The 14,530-nt window shown below is 54.1% G+C and carries 14 protein-coding genes and 1 riboswitch; of the genes, 7 read left to right on the top strand and 7 right to left on the bottom strand.

The window, feature by feature from the left end; all coding sequences use genetic code 11:
* Window positions 1–33 precede the first annotated feature (33 nt).
* Complete coding sequence (yjdP, locus tag DY231_RS21610; protein WP_115631483.1) at window positions 34–378, top strand: DDRRRQL repeat protein YjdP; 345 nt, start codon at window positions 34–36, stop codon at window positions 376–378.
* On the opposite strand, the gene lysC is transcribed toward yjdP, so the two are convergent.
* Both lysC and DY231_RS21600 read right to left on the bottom strand, forming a co-directional pair.
* Complete coding sequence (lysC, locus tag DY231_RS21605) at window positions 379–1,734, bottom strand: lysine-sensitive aspartokinase 3 (protein ID WP_115631482.1); 1,356 nt, start codon at window positions 1,732–1,734, stop codon at window positions 379–381.
* A 115-nt stretch (window positions 1,735–1,849) separates the two neighbouring features.
* A riboswitch (Lysine riboswitch) is annotated at window positions 1,850–2,077 on the bottom strand.
* Window positions 2,078–2,128: 51 nt separating this feature from the next.
* A complete protein-coding gene (locus tag DY231_RS21600) occupies window positions 2,129–3,934 on the bottom strand; it encodes a cation:proton antiporter (protein WP_115631481.1) in 1,806 nt (601 codons plus the stop codon).
* Between the two features lie 211 nt (window positions 3,935–4,145).
* Between DY231_RS21600 and pgi the strand changes: the two genes are divergently transcribed.
* From pgi to DY231_RS21570, 6 genes are all read left to right on the top strand, one after another.
* Window positions 4,146–5,795 (top strand): glucose-6-phosphate isomerase, encoded by a 1,650-nt coding sequence (gene pgi, locus DY231_RS21595; RefSeq protein ID WP_115631480.1) that lies wholly within the window; start codon window positions 4,146–4,148, stop codon window positions 5,793–5,795.
* Between the two features lie 495 nt (window positions 5,796–6,290).
* Window positions 6,291–6,536 carry an exopolysaccharide production protein YjbE gene (gene yjbE / locus DY231_RS21590; RefSeq protein ID WP_115631479.1) on the top strand — a complete coding sequence of 82 codons (246 nt, stop codon included), beginning with the start codon at window positions 6,291–6,293 and terminating at the stop codon, window positions 6,534–6,536.
* 63 nt (window positions 6,537–6,599) lie between these two features.
* Window positions 6,600–7,238, top strand: a complete 639-nt coding sequence (locus DY231_RS21585) for a YjbF family lipoprotein (RefSeq protein ID WP_115631478.1) — start codon at window positions 6,600–6,602, stop codon at window positions 7,236–7,238.
* Window positions 7,235–8,005, top strand: coding sequence for a capsule biosynthesis GfcC family protein (locus tag DY231_RS21580; RefSeq protein WP_256682690.1), 771 nt, complete (start codon window positions 7,235–7,237; stop codon window positions 8,003–8,005). The genes DY231_RS21585 and DY231_RS21580 overlap by 4 nt, the downstream gene beginning before the upstream one ends.
* Window positions 8,005–10,101: a YjbH domain-containing protein gene (locus DY231_RS21575; protein WP_115631477.1), complete on the top strand. Its 2,097-nt coding sequence runs from the start codon at window positions 8,005–8,007 to the stop codon at window positions 10,099–10,101. The genes DY231_RS21580 and DY231_RS21575 overlap by 1 nt, the downstream gene beginning before the upstream one ends.
* A 134-nt stretch (window positions 10,102–10,235) precedes the next feature.
* A complete protein-coding gene (locus DY231_RS21570; protein WP_115631476.1) occupies window positions 10,236–10,739 on the top strand; it encodes an REP-associated tyrosine transposase in 504 nt (167 codons plus the stop codon).
* Window positions 10,740–10,807: 68 nt separating this feature from the next.
* Here DY231_RS21570 and phnP read toward each other — a convergent pair whose 3' ends face one another.
* The 5 genes from phnP to phnL all read right to left on the bottom strand — a co-directional run bounded on the left by phnP (window position 10,808) and on the right by phnL (window position 14,469).
* Entirely contained in the window at window positions 10,808–11,566 is a 759-nt protein-coding gene (gene phnP, locus DY231_RS21565; RefSeq protein WP_115631475.1) for a phosphonate metabolism protein PhnP, read from the bottom strand.
* The gene (phnO, locus tag DY231_RS21560; protein ID WP_115631474.1) at window positions 11,544–12,002 is read right to left on the bottom strand and encodes an aminoalkylphosphonate N-acetyltransferase; all 459 of its coding nucleotides are present in this window, start codon (window positions 12,000–12,002) and stop codon (window positions 11,544–11,546) included. The genes phnP and phnO overlap by 23 nt, the downstream gene beginning before the upstream one ends.
* A gap of 106 nt (window positions 12,003–12,108) precedes the next feature.
* Window positions 12,109–12,642 carry a ribose 1,5-bisphosphokinase gene (gene phnN, locus DY231_RS21555; RefSeq protein ID WP_115631473.1) on the bottom strand — a complete coding sequence of 178 codons (534 nt, stop codon included), beginning with the start codon at window positions 12,640–12,642 and terminating at the stop codon, window positions 12,109–12,111.
* Window positions 12,642–13,778 carry an alpha-D-ribose 1-methylphosphonate 5-triphosphate diphosphatase gene (phnM, locus tag DY231_RS21550; RefSeq protein ID WP_115631472.1) on the bottom strand — a complete coding sequence of 379 codons (1,137 nt, stop codon included), beginning with the start codon at window positions 13,776–13,778 and terminating at the stop codon, window positions 12,642–12,644. The genes phnN and phnM overlap by 1 nt, the downstream gene beginning before the upstream one ends.
* A complete protein-coding gene (phnL, locus tag DY231_RS21545; RefSeq protein WP_034492559.1) occupies window positions 13,768–14,469 on the bottom strand; it encodes a phosphonate C-P lyase system protein PhnL in 702 nt (233 codons plus the stop codon). Before phnL ends, phnM begins: the two co-directional genes overlap by 11 nt.
* Window positions 14,470–14,530: the final 61 nt, after the last annotated feature.

Below are 14,530 nucleotides of genomic sequence, written 5' to 3'. Positions count from 1 at the left end.
TCGTTTAGCGAACCAATTTCATGAGACAGGCTTATGAATCGCTACTCCACTGCGCTGCTGCTCGGCACCCTGACCATGACCTCAATTGCCCACGCCGATGCGCTGGATGGCCTGTTTGACAACTCGATTGTCGGTTCTATTTCGCAGGCGATAAACGACGCCTATAAGCCAAACGACAGCCGTGAAGATGACGGTGATGATAACCGTTGGGAAGAGCAGGACAGGCAGCGTAGCGAAGATGGGCGTCGGCAGTATGAGGATCGCCGCCGTCAGCTTGAAGACCGACGCCGCCAGCTCGATGACCAGCAGCGTCAGTTAGACGAACAGCGCCGCCAGCTTGAGGAAGATGAGCGGCGCTTAGACGATAACTATCGTTAATTACTCGAACAAATTGTGGTGCAACTTCTGCACCACTTTTTCTGCGTCATCGCCCGGCACCAGGAAGCACAGGTTATAGCTGGATGCGCCGTAGCAAATCATGCGGATATTGAACGGTTCAAGCACGCCAAACACCTCTTTGCCCACGCCGCAGGCTTTCGACAGTTGGTTGCCGATGATAGCAACCAGCGCGAGGTTTTCTTCCACTTCAACGCGGCACAATGAAGAAAGCTCGGTCAGCAAAGACGTCGTCAGGAGGCTGTCTGAGGTGGATGTGGAACCGGTGGTGTCCAGCGTCAACGCGACGCTGACTTCAGATGTCGTCACCAAATCGACAGAGACATTGTGGTGCGCCAGAATGTTGAACACTTCCGCAAGGAAACCGTGGGAGTGGAGCATGCTCATGCTGTGCAGCGTCACCAGCGTTTGCTTGCGGCGAACAGCCAGCGCGCGGAACAGCGGCGGGTTTTCAGTTTGATTACACACCAGTGTGCCACCGGCTTTTGGATCTTTACTGGACCCCACAAACACCGGAATACCGCAACGAACCGCAGGCAATAACGTAGCCGGGTGCAGCACTTTTGCACCGAATGTCGCCATTTCAGCTGCTTCTTCAAACGCAATTTTGTCGATGCGTTTTGCCGCGGGCACCATGCGCGGATCGGTGGTGTAAATGCCCGGCACGTCAGTCCAGATATCGACACGGCTGGCATGTAACGCCTCGCCCAACAATGCCGCGGTATAGTCGCTGCCGCCACGGCCAAGCGTGGTGGTGCGGCCTTTCGCTTCGCTACCGATAAAGCCTTGAGTAATGACCAGAGATTGCGCCAGACGTGGCAGGAGCTGTTGGCTCGCCAGGTCCGCTAAGGTGGTGACATCCGGCTCGGCGCGGCCAAAACGGTCGTTAGTACGCATGATTTTACGGATATCAAACCATTGCGCGTCAACTTTGCGTTCGCGCAGGATCTCGACAAACAGCAGCGTAGACATCAGCTCGCCGTGGCTAACCAGTTCATCTGTCAATGCGGTTGAGGTCGCAAGCGATGCCGCTTCAGCCAGAGTGGTGATGTTCTCGAGCAGACGCTCGACTTCTTCGCGGATGATTTGCGGGTTAGCCAAACGTTCGACAATGTCATATTGAATTTTGCGAATCGCATCGAGCTTAACAAAACGCTCTGTAGCTTCCAGTCCGCCTGCCAGCGCCACCAGCAAATTGGTGATACCCGCCGATGCGGAAAGGACGACAACGCGAACGTTTTCATCAGCCAGCACCACATCGGCGCTGCGGTTCATCGCGTCGTAATCTGCAACGCTTGTGCCGCCAAATTTGGCAATAACGGTTTGTGGGTAGGACATTACGGTACAGCCTCGTGTCAGGGAGCCATCGCTATGGCAAAAAAGTCAATCAACCTTGGCACAAGGGAAGAGCGGGATACGGGGCAGACGTAGAAAAGTAAACTTGAACTACGATACACCCAGAAGCGCCCCACCTTGTCTCCCCAATCTCTTTACGAATTCGGGAATAATTTGGAGCATTCGATTATGAAATGCTCCTGGTGACAGCCCAAGGGATTCAGCCCCCGTGGCCGATAATACATGCTGCCATACATGCACTACCTCGGCGTCGCTCCCCCTCCTGTGTCGTCTGCGGATTGGCTCCTCAAACACGATACCTGGGCGACGCGCCTCTTCTGGCTTACTCACAAGTGAGCAAGTAGCCGTATACAAATAAAATGTTACGCGCCAGATGTCAACGTCTGGAAGCCGGGGATTTATCGGTCTGCACCAATGCAATCAAAGTACAGGGCAGCGTTGGGATGGTTTTCCCGTTTATCGCGATAGTTTTTCCTTCTTCCAGACGGGCAAAAAGTGGCAAGACTCCGCGATTTTTCTCCAGATATTCCAGCCAGCCAAAATTTTCATTCAGACGCGTCGCTTTAATGGTCGCTCCTTTGGCAAGCTGGCTGCTTAAATTGCTCCAGGTGACATCTTCAGGAAAAAGTTTCTCATGACGACGAAAACGCGCGCTTTCGTTACTGCCTCGCCCTTTCAACGCGGAACCGGAACGGATAGCAAAAACCTTATCGTTGCCGAAAATATGACTGAAGTGATACACCGCCAGCGCGTTTTGGTGGCGGTTTGGCGAAAGTGCGAGCACCTGCGCGGTATTGCTTAAATCGAGCACGTTTTCCGCATGCTCCGACCAGGCATTTCCGTAATAAGCGGGCAATCCTTCCATGCGCGCCAGGCGGTAATATTCCCAACTATTATCGGTGAGGATCACCGGAATGTTTTGTTTCACCAGCGCGTGAGCCAGCGTTCGCGCCACCGTATTTGCGCCAATAATCAGCACCCCTTTTGGCTTGCGTTGTTGCACGCCGAGCCACCTTGCCAGCGGGCCACTGGTCAGGCTTTGCAGCACCACGGTGCCAATAATAATGGCGAACACCACGCTGACCAGTTTATCCGCGCCTTCGTAACCGCTTTTTTGCAGCGTCAGGGCGAATAACGAACTCACCGCCGCCGCGACAATACCGCGCGGAGAAATCCAGCTTAACAACAGCTTTTCGCGCAGGGTTAACGACGAACCGAGGGTAGAAATCGCAATACATAACGGGCGGGCGACAAACTGAATCACCAGCAGCAAAGCGACCAGTGGCCAGCCCATCGCCAACACGCCATGAATATCGAGGCGGGCGGCAAGAATAATAAACAACGCCGAGATCAGAATGGCCGACAACTCTTCTTTGAACGCGACGATATCGCTGACATCCACATCGCGCATGTTCGCCAGCCAGATGCCCAGCACCGTCACCGCCAATAATCCTGACTCATCGGCCAGCGAGTTTGAAAGGCCGAACGTCAGCAACACCACTGCGAGTACGGCAAAATTTTGCAGATAAGCCGGAAACCACACGCGTTTTAACGCGGTGCCCAGCAACCAGCCAAACAGCGCGCCGCAGGCTAAACCCACCACCACCGTCTGCGCGAAGATAATCAGCAAATGCAGATTGGAACCTGCTTCCTGGCGCAGCGTGATGAACTCAAACACCAGCAGCGTGAAAATCGCCCCCACAGGGTCGATAACAATCCCTTCCCAGCGCAGCACCCGGTTAATCGCGGCGTTCGGGCGCACCACGCGCATCAGCGGAGCGATAACCGTCGGGCCGGTCACAACCGTCACGGCACCCACCAGCGCTGCCAGCGCCGGTTCTAACCCTAACAGCCACCAACAGGCGAGGCTAATCACGGCAAAAGTCGCCAGCATCCCAACGCTGACCAGGTTGCGCACCACGCCGCCTAAACCGCGAATCTCATCAAAACGCAGCGTGAGCGCACCTTCGAACAAAATAATGGCCACGGCGAGGGAAACCACGGGAAACAGCAGTTCGCCAAAAAGCTGATCGGGGTTAAGCACATGCGTAAACGGGCCGAGAATCAGCCCGAATAACAGTAAAGGGAGGATGGCTGGAAGCTTAATCGCCCACGCCAGCCACTGCGCCGCCAGCGAGCTAATGGTGATAATCACCAATAAAAGAGGTACGGACAGTTCCATAAAATTTTTACCTTACCTGGTTTACAGCGCCATACTGTTTTTCTCAGTGTAGACGGGGTCCAGATGGGCTGAGTCCGCTTCGATAACTTTTTCGCTGGCACATAACCTGAAACGGTATTCCCTGTGCAAAGGCAGAAAAATCATCACAAATCCCGTTTTGTGGATATACAATTGACCGCAGTCACAGTTCTCAAATCAAAAGGGTAACGCTATGAAAAATATCAACCCAACGCAGACCGCTGCATGGCAGGCCTTGCAGGCGCATTTTGACGAAATGAAAGACGTCACAATCGCTGAGCTGTTCGCGCAGGATGCTGATCGTTTTGGCAAGTTCTCCGCGACTTTCGACGACTTAATGCTGGTGGATTACTCCAAAAACCGCATCACTGAAGAAACCCTGACCAGGCTACAAGCGCTGGCAAAAGAGACGGATTTGCAGGGCGCAATCAAGTCCATGTTCTCTGGCGAGAAAATTAACCGCACTGAAGACCGCGCTGTGCTGCACGTTGCACTGCGTAACCGCAGCAACACGCCAATCATCGTTGATGGCAAAGATGTGATGCCAGAAGTGAACGCGGTGCTTGAGAAGATGAAAACCTTCTCTGAAAGCATTATCAGCGGCAACTGGAAAGGCTACACCGGCAAAGCGATTACTGACGTAGTGAACATCGGTATCGGCGGTTCAGACCTCGGCCCATTCATGGTGACCGAAGCGCTGCGTCCATACAAAAACCACCTCAACATGCACTTCGTGTCTAACGTTGACGGGACTCACATTGCCGAAGTGCTGAAGAATGTTGACCCGGAAACCACGCTGTTCCTGGTTGCCTCTAAAACCTTCACCACGCAAGAAACCATGACCAACGCCCACAGCGCGCGCGACTGGTTCCTGGCAACCGCTGGCGATAACAAACACGTGGCGAAACACTTCGCGGCGCTGTCTACCAACGCAAAAGCGGTTGGCGAGTTCGGTATCGACACGGCCAACATGTTTGAATTCTGGGATTGGGTCGGTGGCCGTTACTCCCTGTGGTCCGCGATTGGCCTGTCTATCATCCTGTCAGTCGGCTACGAAAACTTTGTTGAATTGCTGTCCGGTGCACACGCCATGGACAAACACTTCGCGAACACGCCGGCAGAGGAAAACCTGCCTGTGCTGCTGGCGCTGATTGGTATCTGGTACAACAATTTCTTCGGCGCAGAAACCGAAGCAATTCTGCCATACGACCAGTACATGCACCGTTTTGCTGCTTACTTCCAGCAGGGCAACATGGAATCCAACGGCAAATACGTTGACCGTAACGGCAACGCGGTTGATTACCAGACTGGCCCAATCATCTGGGGCGAGCCTGGCACTAACGGCCAGCACGCGTTCTACCAGCTGATTCACCAGGGTACCAAAATGGTTCCTTGTGACTTCATCGCGCCTGCGAGCAGCCACAACCCGCTTTCTGATCACCATCCAAAACTGCTGTCTAACTTCTTCGCTCAGACAGAAGCGCTGGCATTTGGTAAAGCACGCGATGTGGTTGAGCAGGAATATGCTGACCAGGGTAAAGATCCAAAAACTCTGGAACACGTTGTGCCGTTCAAAGTGTTTGAAGGCAACCGCCCAACTAACTCCATCCTGCTGCGTGAAATCACTCCGTTCAGCCTCGGCGCTCTGATTGCGCTGTATGAGCACAAGATCTTCACTCAGGGTGCCATCCTGAACATCTTCACCTTCGATCAGTGGGGCGTGGAATTAGGTAAGCAACTGGCTAACCGTATTCTGCCGGAGCTGGGCGACAATGCAGAAATCAGCACTCACGATTCTTCAACGAATGGTTTAATCAACCGTTATAAATCCTGGCGCGCATAATACCCGTCATACTTCGAGTTGCGGCGGTGTTGGCTGCACTTACTCACCCCAGTCACTTACTTTTGTAAGCTCCTGGGGATTCGTAAGTTTGCCGCCTACCCACAACTCGAATTATTTAGGGTAAGAGTAATAGACATTAAATATAAGCCGATCTTATGGTCGGCTTATTTATTTAAATAAGATAATTCCCCTTGCCCCGTAAATAGCTTAATTCCCCAGCGTGAGGTTAATCCTAAAAACACCTATAACCTGATAATTCTACGGGTTTATTTTCGGATTAATTAGATTGTATTTCCTCTTGATTATATTTTAACTGTCTGTTTTTCATCATCTAAATGAAATGTCAATATTGCCAATATTGTTATATTTCCATTTATCTTAAAGCTCTCTCCTTATTCCCCGTCGCGGTCTGTCGCTATTACTTGTTGTGTATACTCGAAACGCCTGAAATTCCTTTTGGGCAAATCTCCATTCATTCAATGAAGGGAAATTGTTATGAAGAAAGTTCTTTATGGCGCTTTCGCCATATTCACGCTGGCAGCGGCTGGCGCGGCAAATGCTGACCCGGTATCAACGGGTGAAGCAGCTGGCGCACAAGCAACGAATGTGTCCGCAGGGAGTTCTACTGCGACCAGCGCCAGCACTGTCGGGTCGGCAGTGGGTGTAGCACTTGCTGCAACCGGTGGCGGTGATGGTTCCAATACCGGGACCACCACCACCACGACGACCAGCACCCGTTAATTTCGCGGGTGATTTAACTCTAACCACACTTCGGTGTGGTTATTTCGACTCCGGGGAAACCTCGTGCAGCGACTCGTAATTCTTCTTTCTTGCCTGTTACTTCAGGCATGTTCCGACACCACCAAAGGCCTTGGCTCCTCGCTCTGGCACAGCATGGTGGGGGATGACGGCATACAGCTAACTCATGATGAAATTCAAAATATGCGCTACGCCAGCCAGTACATGCGCATCAATAACGGCCCGCAAATTTTTGTGGTGCTGGCCTTTGACGAAAACGGCCAACAAAAATGGGTGACGCAAGACCGGGCGATGATCGTCACCGAACATGGCCGCATCGTGAAAACCACCGGGCTTGGCGACAACCTCCAGCAGGTCACTAACCTGGCAAACGACCCGCTAACCAACCCGAATCAAATTATTGATGGCGCAAGCTGGACGCGGCAAATGGCCTGGACTGAACACCAACAGGTGCGCATGGCGACGGCGCGTTCCACCTTCACCTGGGATGGTACCGACACGCTGGACATAGCGATGAGCACCACGCCGGTTCGCGTGCTCGACGAAGAAATTACCGCCGACGGCAAAACCTGGCATAACCGCTTCTGGATAGACAGCGAAGGTCATATCCGCCAGTCAAAACAATATCTTGGCCCCGATTATTGGCCGGTTAACACCATTTTATTGAAGGCGGCAAAAGAATGAAAATTAAAGCCTCGATGATGTGTAGGTCGGATAAGCGCAGCGTCATCCGACACGTTTTTGCGGCGCTCACCTTATCCACCCTGGTATTCAATGCTTACGCTGCCGGAAACGTGACGATTTACCCACAAAATCAAACCATTAAAAACGTTGAAAGACTGGCTGATTTAGTCACACAGCCTGTGCTGGCAAACGCCTGGTGGCCGGGTGCCGTCATCAGCGAACGCCAGGCATCTGCTGCGGCAGAACAACAGCACCAGAAATTACTGGCTCAGTTAAGCGAATTTGCCGCGCAGGAAGATGGCGACGACGCCGCAGCTATCAACGGCATGCGCCAGCAGATGCAGGCCATACACGTCACCGGACGGCAGTTTGTTGACCTCGATCCGGACTGGGTGCGCGTTCGTCCGCGTGCCAACGTTCCGCTTCAGGGCGAATACAGCCTGTGGACCGGCGCACAGCCGACCACCATCACGCTGATGGGATTAGTCAGCTCGCCGGGCGAGAAGCCGTTTGTGGCCGGGCGCAGTGCCGATGAATATCTGGATGGCATCGACAAACTCAGCGGGGCTGACCGCAGCTATGCGTGGGTGATTTACCCGGACGGCAAAACGCAAAAAGCGCCGGTCGCGTACTGGAATAAACGCCATGTGGAACTCACGCCGGGCAGCATCCTGTTTGTCGGTTTCAGCGACCGACTTTTTAACTCTGATTTCAACAGCCTGAATCAGCAAATCCTCAACTCTCTGACCCATCGGAGACCGGATTGATGAAGAATAAAACGCTCTACAGCTTGCTGGCGCTGGCGGTCTCCGCGGCCTGCCATGCCGAAACTTTTCCGGCACCTGTTGGCCCGTCACAATCGGATTTTGGCGGCGTCGGTTTGCTCCAAACCCCGACGGCGCGCATGGCGCGTGAGGGCGAATTCAGCCTGAACTACCGCGATAATGACCAGTACCGCTTTTACTCGGCTTCGGTGCAGCTTTTCCCGTGGCTTGAAACCACGCTGCGCTACACCGATGTGCGCACCAAACAATACAGCAGCGTCGAGGCTTTCTCGGGTAATCAAACCTACAAAGACAAAGCATTCGACATGAAAGTGCGCCTCTGGGAAGAGGGATATTACCTGCCGCAAGTGGCGGTCGGCGTGCGCGATTTAGGCGGCACCGGGCTGTTCGACAGTGAATATATTGTGGCGAGCAAAGCCTGGGGGCCGTTCGACTTTACCCTCGGAATGGGCTGGGGCTACATGGGCACCAGCGGTAACGTGAAAAACCCATTCTGCGAAGTCAGCGACGGTTATTGCTATCGCGATAACAGCTACAACCAGGCGGGTTCGTTCAACTTTAGCGGCATGTTCCACGGCCCGGCATCACTGTTTGGCGGCATTGAATACCAGACTCCATGGCAGCCGCTGCGCCTGAAAGTGGAATATGAAGGCAATAATTACACCCAGGATTTTGCCGGGAAACTCGAGCAGCGTAGCAACGTTAACGTCGGCGCTATCTACCGTGTCGCCGATTGGGCCGACGTTAACGTCAGCTACGAACGCGGGAATACCTTCATGTTTGGCGTGACGTTGCGGACCAACTTCAACGATTTGCGACCGGGCTATAACGACAATCGTCGCCCGCAATACCAGCCGCAACCGCAAGATGAAATTCTCCAGCCGACGGTGGTCGCCAATCAGCTCACGCTGCTTAAATACAACGCGGGCCTGGCCAACCCGAATATCCAGGTCAAAGGCGATACGCTGTATGTGACGGGCGAGCAGGTGAAATACCGTGATTCCCGCGAAGGCATTGAACGCGCCAACCGCATTATCATGAATGACCTGCCGGAAAATATTCGCACCATCCGCATCACCGAAACGCGCCTGAATATGCCGCAGGTGACGACGGAAACGGATGTCGCCAGCCTGCAAAACCATCTGCAAGGCGAGCCGCTGGGGCATGAAACACAACTGGTGCAAAAACGCGAAGAACCGGTGGTGCCAGCGAAAACCGAGCAAGGGTATTTCATCGACAAATCAAAGGTGAATTTCGCGATAAACCCGGTGCTCAACCAGTCGGTTGGCGGGCCGGAAAGTTTCTATATGTATCAGGTTGGCGTGATGGGAACCGCCGACTGGTGGGTCACGGACCACTTGCTCACCACCGGCAGCCTGTTTGCCAACATCGCCAATAACTACGACAAATTTAACTACACCAATCCGCCGAACGACTCGACACTGCCGCGAGTGCGTACCCACGTTCGCGACTACGTTGAAAATGATGTTTACGTCAATAACCTGCAAGCCAACTACTTCCAGTACCTGGGCAACAGTTGGTACGGGCAGGTTTACGGCGGCTATCTCGAAACCATGTACGGCGGCGTGGGCGCGGAAGTGTTGTACCGCCCGGTCGATAGCAACTGGGCGATTGGTGCCAATGCCAACTACGTCAAACAGCGTGACTGGACCAGCTCGCTGGACATGATGAAGTTCACCGATTACAGCGCACCAACCGGCCATATCACCGGTTACTGGACGCCACCGTTTGCTGACGATGTGCTGGTTAAACTGAGCATCGGCCAGTATCTGGCGAAAGATAAAGGCGGCACGCTGGAAATCTCGAAACGCTTCGACAGCGGCGTGGTGGTCGGCACCTACGCTACGATCACCAACGTCTCGAAAGAAGAGTACGGGGAAGGGGATTTCACCAAAGGTTTCTACGTCAATGTGCCGCTGGATATCTTCTCTTCATCGCCAACCCGCAGCCGCGCGCAGGTCAGCTGGACGCCTTTAACGCGCGACGGTGGGCAGATGCTGGGACGCAAGTTTGAGCTGTATGGCATGACGAGCGACAGAGATATTAATTTCCGCTAGAGCAAAACTTTGCGAGCGGGTATCCGGTTTTTGGTAACGGAAAAAAGAACCGGATACCCGCGTGATATGTTCTTCTGGTAGCTTCGTAGGTCGGATAAGCGAAGCGTCATCCGACAACAAACAAGGATGCTTCAATGTCGAATTACTGCCGTATGCGTGTTGCGGGTGGCACATGGTTCTTCACTGTAAACCTGCATGATCGTCAATCCGATTTGCTCACCAGAAACATCGTTGAGTTAAGGCAATCCATTCGAAAGGTAAAACAACGCCACCCTTTCGAGATAAACGCCTGGATTATCTTGCCGGACCATATGCATTGCGTCTGGACGCTACCTGCAAATGACAGCAACTACTCTCAGCGTTGGCGAGCAATCAAAAAGACCTTCACAAAATCTCTTTCTGGAAACACCACCGTCTGGCAAAAACGTTTTTGGGAACACTGCATCAGGGATGAACGCGATTACCAGGCTCATGTCGATTACGTTTATATCAATCCGGTTAAACATGGATTAGTGAAGATCGTGGGTGAATGGCCGTATTCGTCATTTCATCGGGATGTCAGAAATGGGCTTTATCCGGCAGATTGGGCGGGGAAAGTCGAAGCTTTTCAAGCCGGAGAACGAAAAGCCGGTGGATGACGCCTGCGGCTTATCCCCCCTACAAAACCGCATACAAATCGTAGGTCGTACAGCAGCGTCATCCGACATTAATCAACGCAAATCTCCATCCCGTCAAACCCGGCTTCAAACCCTTGCGGCAACGCATTCTCCATCAGCCAGCAATCAAATTGATGGCTGATGTGGGTGAGGATCACGCGCGGGCAGCCCATATGTTTATTCAACTCGATAACCGTATTGAGATCGCAATGGTTTTTCGGTGTTTCGGTACGCGGTTCATGGCTGCAATCAATCACTATCACCTGCGGCTTGTTGTTCGCCAGAAACTTCAGCGTTTTTTCCGGCAGGCCAGCGGTGTCGCATAGCCACGCCACACGGCTGTGCGGAGTTTCAAACAGATAACCAAAAGTGAGTTTTGAATGGTTGAGCGGCAAGGGGGTGATGCGCAGCGCCTGCAGCGTAAACCCGACGAACGGTTCCAGCGTGTGGCTGAAATCGAGAATTCCAGGGTGTTTAAACAGATCGTCGCAGCCTTGCTCATCCGGTGGGCCGTAAACCGGGATTTTATCGCCCACGCCCCAACGTAGCGGGAACAAGCCTTGAACGTGGTCCATATGGTAATGAGTCAGTAAAAACTGCTGAAATTCCCCAGGCTGCCAGTGGTCCATTAAATCGGGAATGCCCGCATCCAGCAGCGTGACCGCGTCGTTAAACTTCACGACTGCGCTACAAGGCTTGCGACGATAGTGTGGATGATTGCGCGCACGCTCGCAGGCCGCGCAAGAGCAGCCGAAGGCGGGCACCAGTTGCGCACCGCCGGTTCCGCTAAGGGTTAACGTCAGGCTCACTCAAATTCTCCACCAGTTTAGTAAAGCGGAAATGGGTATTTTGATAGCCTTCGCGCTGGTAGAAACGGTGCGCGTCGAGGCGTTTGGCGCTGGTGGAAAGCTCGGTGAGTTCCGCGCCTGCAATCCGCGCCTGTTCTTCTGCCCAGGCTAATAGTTTGCTGCCCACGCCGTGGCCGCGTGCGGCGGGCATCACCACCAGCTCCTGGATTTCACCGACCCAGTTCACATGGTGCAGGTGAAATTGCATATGCAAACTGATCATGCCGACAACAGCGCCGTTCAGTAGCGCAAGTTGGTAGCATAAGTTGTGATCGTCGAGATTAGCGGCAAAACCCACATTAAATGCCTGGCGGTTAAATTCCGCCTGTTTTAGCTCACAAATCAAAGCGTAAACGGCATCGCTATCGGCGAGTGCGGCGCGGCGTAATTCAAGCATGGCGCGTTTCCTTGTGAATTTGGTGGATGACGCTACGCTTATCCACCCTACAAAATCATGCACTTGTAGGTCGGATAAGCGTAGCGTCATCCGACATTAAAGCAGCTCAATAGATCAAATGTATAAACGACGAGACAGATTCATCAAGACTATCGTCGTTATTCAGTATCAAGCACTCGTCCAAATTCGGGGCGTAAAGCGCCGCACGTTGCAGGCGCTGCTCGATTTGCAGCGCGGTTTCGCGCCCGCGAGCTTCAAGGCGCTGGCGCAACACGTCCGTCGAAACATGCAGGCAAATGGGCACTAACGCTTTGCCATAACGCGCCCGCGCCTGGGCCAGATGCTGGCGCGAACCGTTCACCACCACGTCGAACCCGGAATCGAGCCAGATATCCAGTTCAATGCCCACGCCGTAACGTTGGTGATGCGCCTGCCAGCACAGGGCAAACAAGCCCTGGCGCTGGCGCTGAGTAAACTCCTTTTCACTCAAGGCGATATGATTTTCACAGCCAGCGTCGGCGGCGCGGGTGATATATCGGTGCGCCACCAGCAGTTGATTATTCTCCTGCTGGCGCAGCGCGCCGAGCAGGCTGTCTTTCCCGGAGCCTGACGGCCCCATCAACCAGACTATTTTGTTCATCAGAACACCCGTATTCCCTGACGCCAGACGCGGCCGATGTGAATGTGATCGCCATGTTGATGCGCCAGTACCATATCGGCACGTTTGCCTTCCGCAAGCTGGCCACGGTCGTCAAGATTCAGCGCTTTGGCCGGGTTGTGCGTCACCAGCGCCACGGCCTGCGGCAGGGTGAAAGGGTTGGTTTCTTCAAAAGCCACCCGGAACGCGGCATCCATCAAACTCGCCGGGTAATAGTCGGAGGAGAGAATATCCAGCAGGCCAACTTGTGCGAGTTCATGTGCCGCCACGTTGCCGGAATGCGACCCGCCTCGCACGATATTCGGTGCGCCCATTAATACGCTCAAACCATGCTGGCGCGACGCCTGTGCGGCTTCCAGCGTGGTCGGGAATTCGGCGATGACGCTGCCCAGTTCATGAGATTCTGCGACGTGCGCACGGGTGGCGTCGTCGTGACTGGCGAGCGAAATATTGCGTGCGCGGCAAACGGCTGCAATCGCCAGGCGGTTGGGTTGCGACCAGCGTTCAGCCAGCGCCAGCTGTTCCGCTTCATAGCGGTCCATGTCGGCGTCGTTAAGCTGATATTTTCCCTGATAATATTCGCGATACTTCACCAGATTGGAGAACTGACGCTGGCCTGGCGAATGGTCCATCAACGACACCAGCGACACGCCGCCACGGTCGATCAACTGCTGGAACAGCGGCAGCGTGGTGTGGTGCGGTAGTTCGCAGCGCAGATGCAGGCGGTGCTCGGCGCGGTTTACACCACGCGCCTGGCTGTCCATCACCGCGTTAATCATTTTCTCTAAGTTTTCCAGACGGTCGCCGCCGTCGCGCACATCGCCAAGGGCCACCGCGTCCAGCACGGTCGTGATGCCGCTCGCCACCATTAAGGCATCGTGGCTGCTCATCGCCGAATGCGCGGGCCAGTCGACTTTTGGCCGCGGGGTGAAGAATTTGTCGAGGTTGTCGGTATGCAACTCGATAAGCCCTGGCAGCAGCCAGCCGCCTTCGCCATCTTGCGCCTGCGGCAACTGGCTTGGGCTGTCGGCAAAATTACGGATCACACCGTCAGCCACTTCCAGCGAACCGTTAACCACTTCATTTTCCAGCACCAGCTTGACGTTATTAATGATCATTTTTGGCCTCAACGGTTGCCATATTGTGTAAACGATCTGCGACCTGGTTGCGCACGCTTTCGTCGTGGAAAATCCCGACCACTGCCGCGCCGCGCGCTTTGGCTTCCAGAATCAAATCCACCACAGCGGCGCTGTTTTTCGCATCCAGCGAGGCCGTCGGTTCATCAAGCAGCAAAATCGGGTAGTCGACGATAAAGCCACGGGCGATGTTTACGCGCTGCTGTTCACCGCCGGAAAACGTTGATGGAGCCAGGTTCCACAGGCGCTCCGGCACATTCAGACGGGTCAGCAGCATGGATGCTTTGTCTTCACAGACGTCACGCGATACGCCCAAATCCAGCAGCGGCTGCATCACCACCTCTAACGCAGAAATACGCGGGATGACGCGCAAAAACTGGCTCACCCAGCCGATGGTCTGGCGGCGCACTGCCAACACGTCACGCGCCGGAGCCTGCACAATGTCGAGCCATTCGTCGTTATGTTTGACCCAGATATGGCCCTGGTCAGGCAAATAGTTGGCGTACAGCGAGCGCAGCAAAGTGGATTTCCCACTGCCGGAATGGCCGTGCAGCACCACGCATTCGCCGGATTCCACTTCCAGCGAGGCATTCGCCAGCACCGGCAAACGGATGCCGTGTTGATGGTGTAACACAAAGGTTTTGCTGAGGTTTTCAACCCGTAATCTGTACATATTGGTTCCTTAAAACGTATGCCATGACGTCGGATGACGGCTTCGCCTTATCCGACCTACA

It is taken from the genome of Buttiauxella agrestis, from assembly GCF_900446255.1.
Taxonomy (GTDB): Bacteria; Pseudomonadota; Gammaproteobacteria; order Enterobacterales; family Enterobacteriaceae; genus Buttiauxella; species Buttiauxella agrestis.
The sequence above is the reverse complement of the archived record's forward strand: the minus strand, read 5'-3'. Positions and strand labels throughout refer to the sequence as shown.

Coding starts and splice junctions, on each gene's coding strand:
- phnM (WP_115631472.1), bottom strand. CDS start 13,778: ATGATCATTAATAACGTCAAGCTGGTGCTGGAAAATGAAGTGGTTAAC.
- yjbE (WP_115631479.1), top strand. CDS start 6,291: ATGAAGAAAGTTCTTTATGGCGCTTTCGCCATATTCACGCTGGCAGCG.
- phnN (WP_115631473.1), bottom strand. CDS start 12,642: ATGAACAAAATAGTCTGGTTGATGGGGCCGTCAGGCTCCGGGAAAGAC.
- phnL (WP_034492559.1), bottom strand. CDS start 14,469: ATGTACAGATTACGGGTTGAAAACCTCAGCAAAACCTTTGTGTTACAC.
- DY231_RS21575 (WP_115631477.1), top strand. CDS start 8,005: ATGAAGAATAAAACGCTCTACAGCTTGCTGGCGCTGGCGGTCTCCGCG.
- lysC (WP_115631482.1), bottom strand. CDS start 1,734: ATGTCCTACCCACAAACCGTTATTGCCAAATTTGGCGGCACAAGCGTT.
- yjdP (WP_115631483.1), top strand. CDS start 34: ATGAATCGCTACTCCACTGCGCTGCTGCTCGGCACCCTGACCATGACC.
- phnO (WP_115631474.1), bottom strand. CDS start 12,002: ATGCTTGAATTACGCCGCGCCGCACTCGCCGATAGCGATGCCGTTTAC.
- DY231_RS21600 (WP_115631481.1), bottom strand. CDS start 3,934: ATGGAACTGTCCGTACCTCTTTTATTGGTGATTATCACCATTAGCTCG.
- pgi (WP_115631480.1), top strand. CDS start 4,146: ATGAAAAATATCAACCCAACGCAGACCGCTGCATGGCAGGCCTTGCAG.
- DY231_RS21580 (WP_256682690.1), top strand. CDS start 7,235: ATGAAAATTAAAGCCTCGATGATGTGTAGGTCGGATAAGCGCAGCGTC.
- DY231_RS21570 (WP_115631476.1), top strand. CDS start 10,236: ATGTCGAATTACTGCCGTATGCGTGTTGCGGGTGGCACATGGTTCTTC.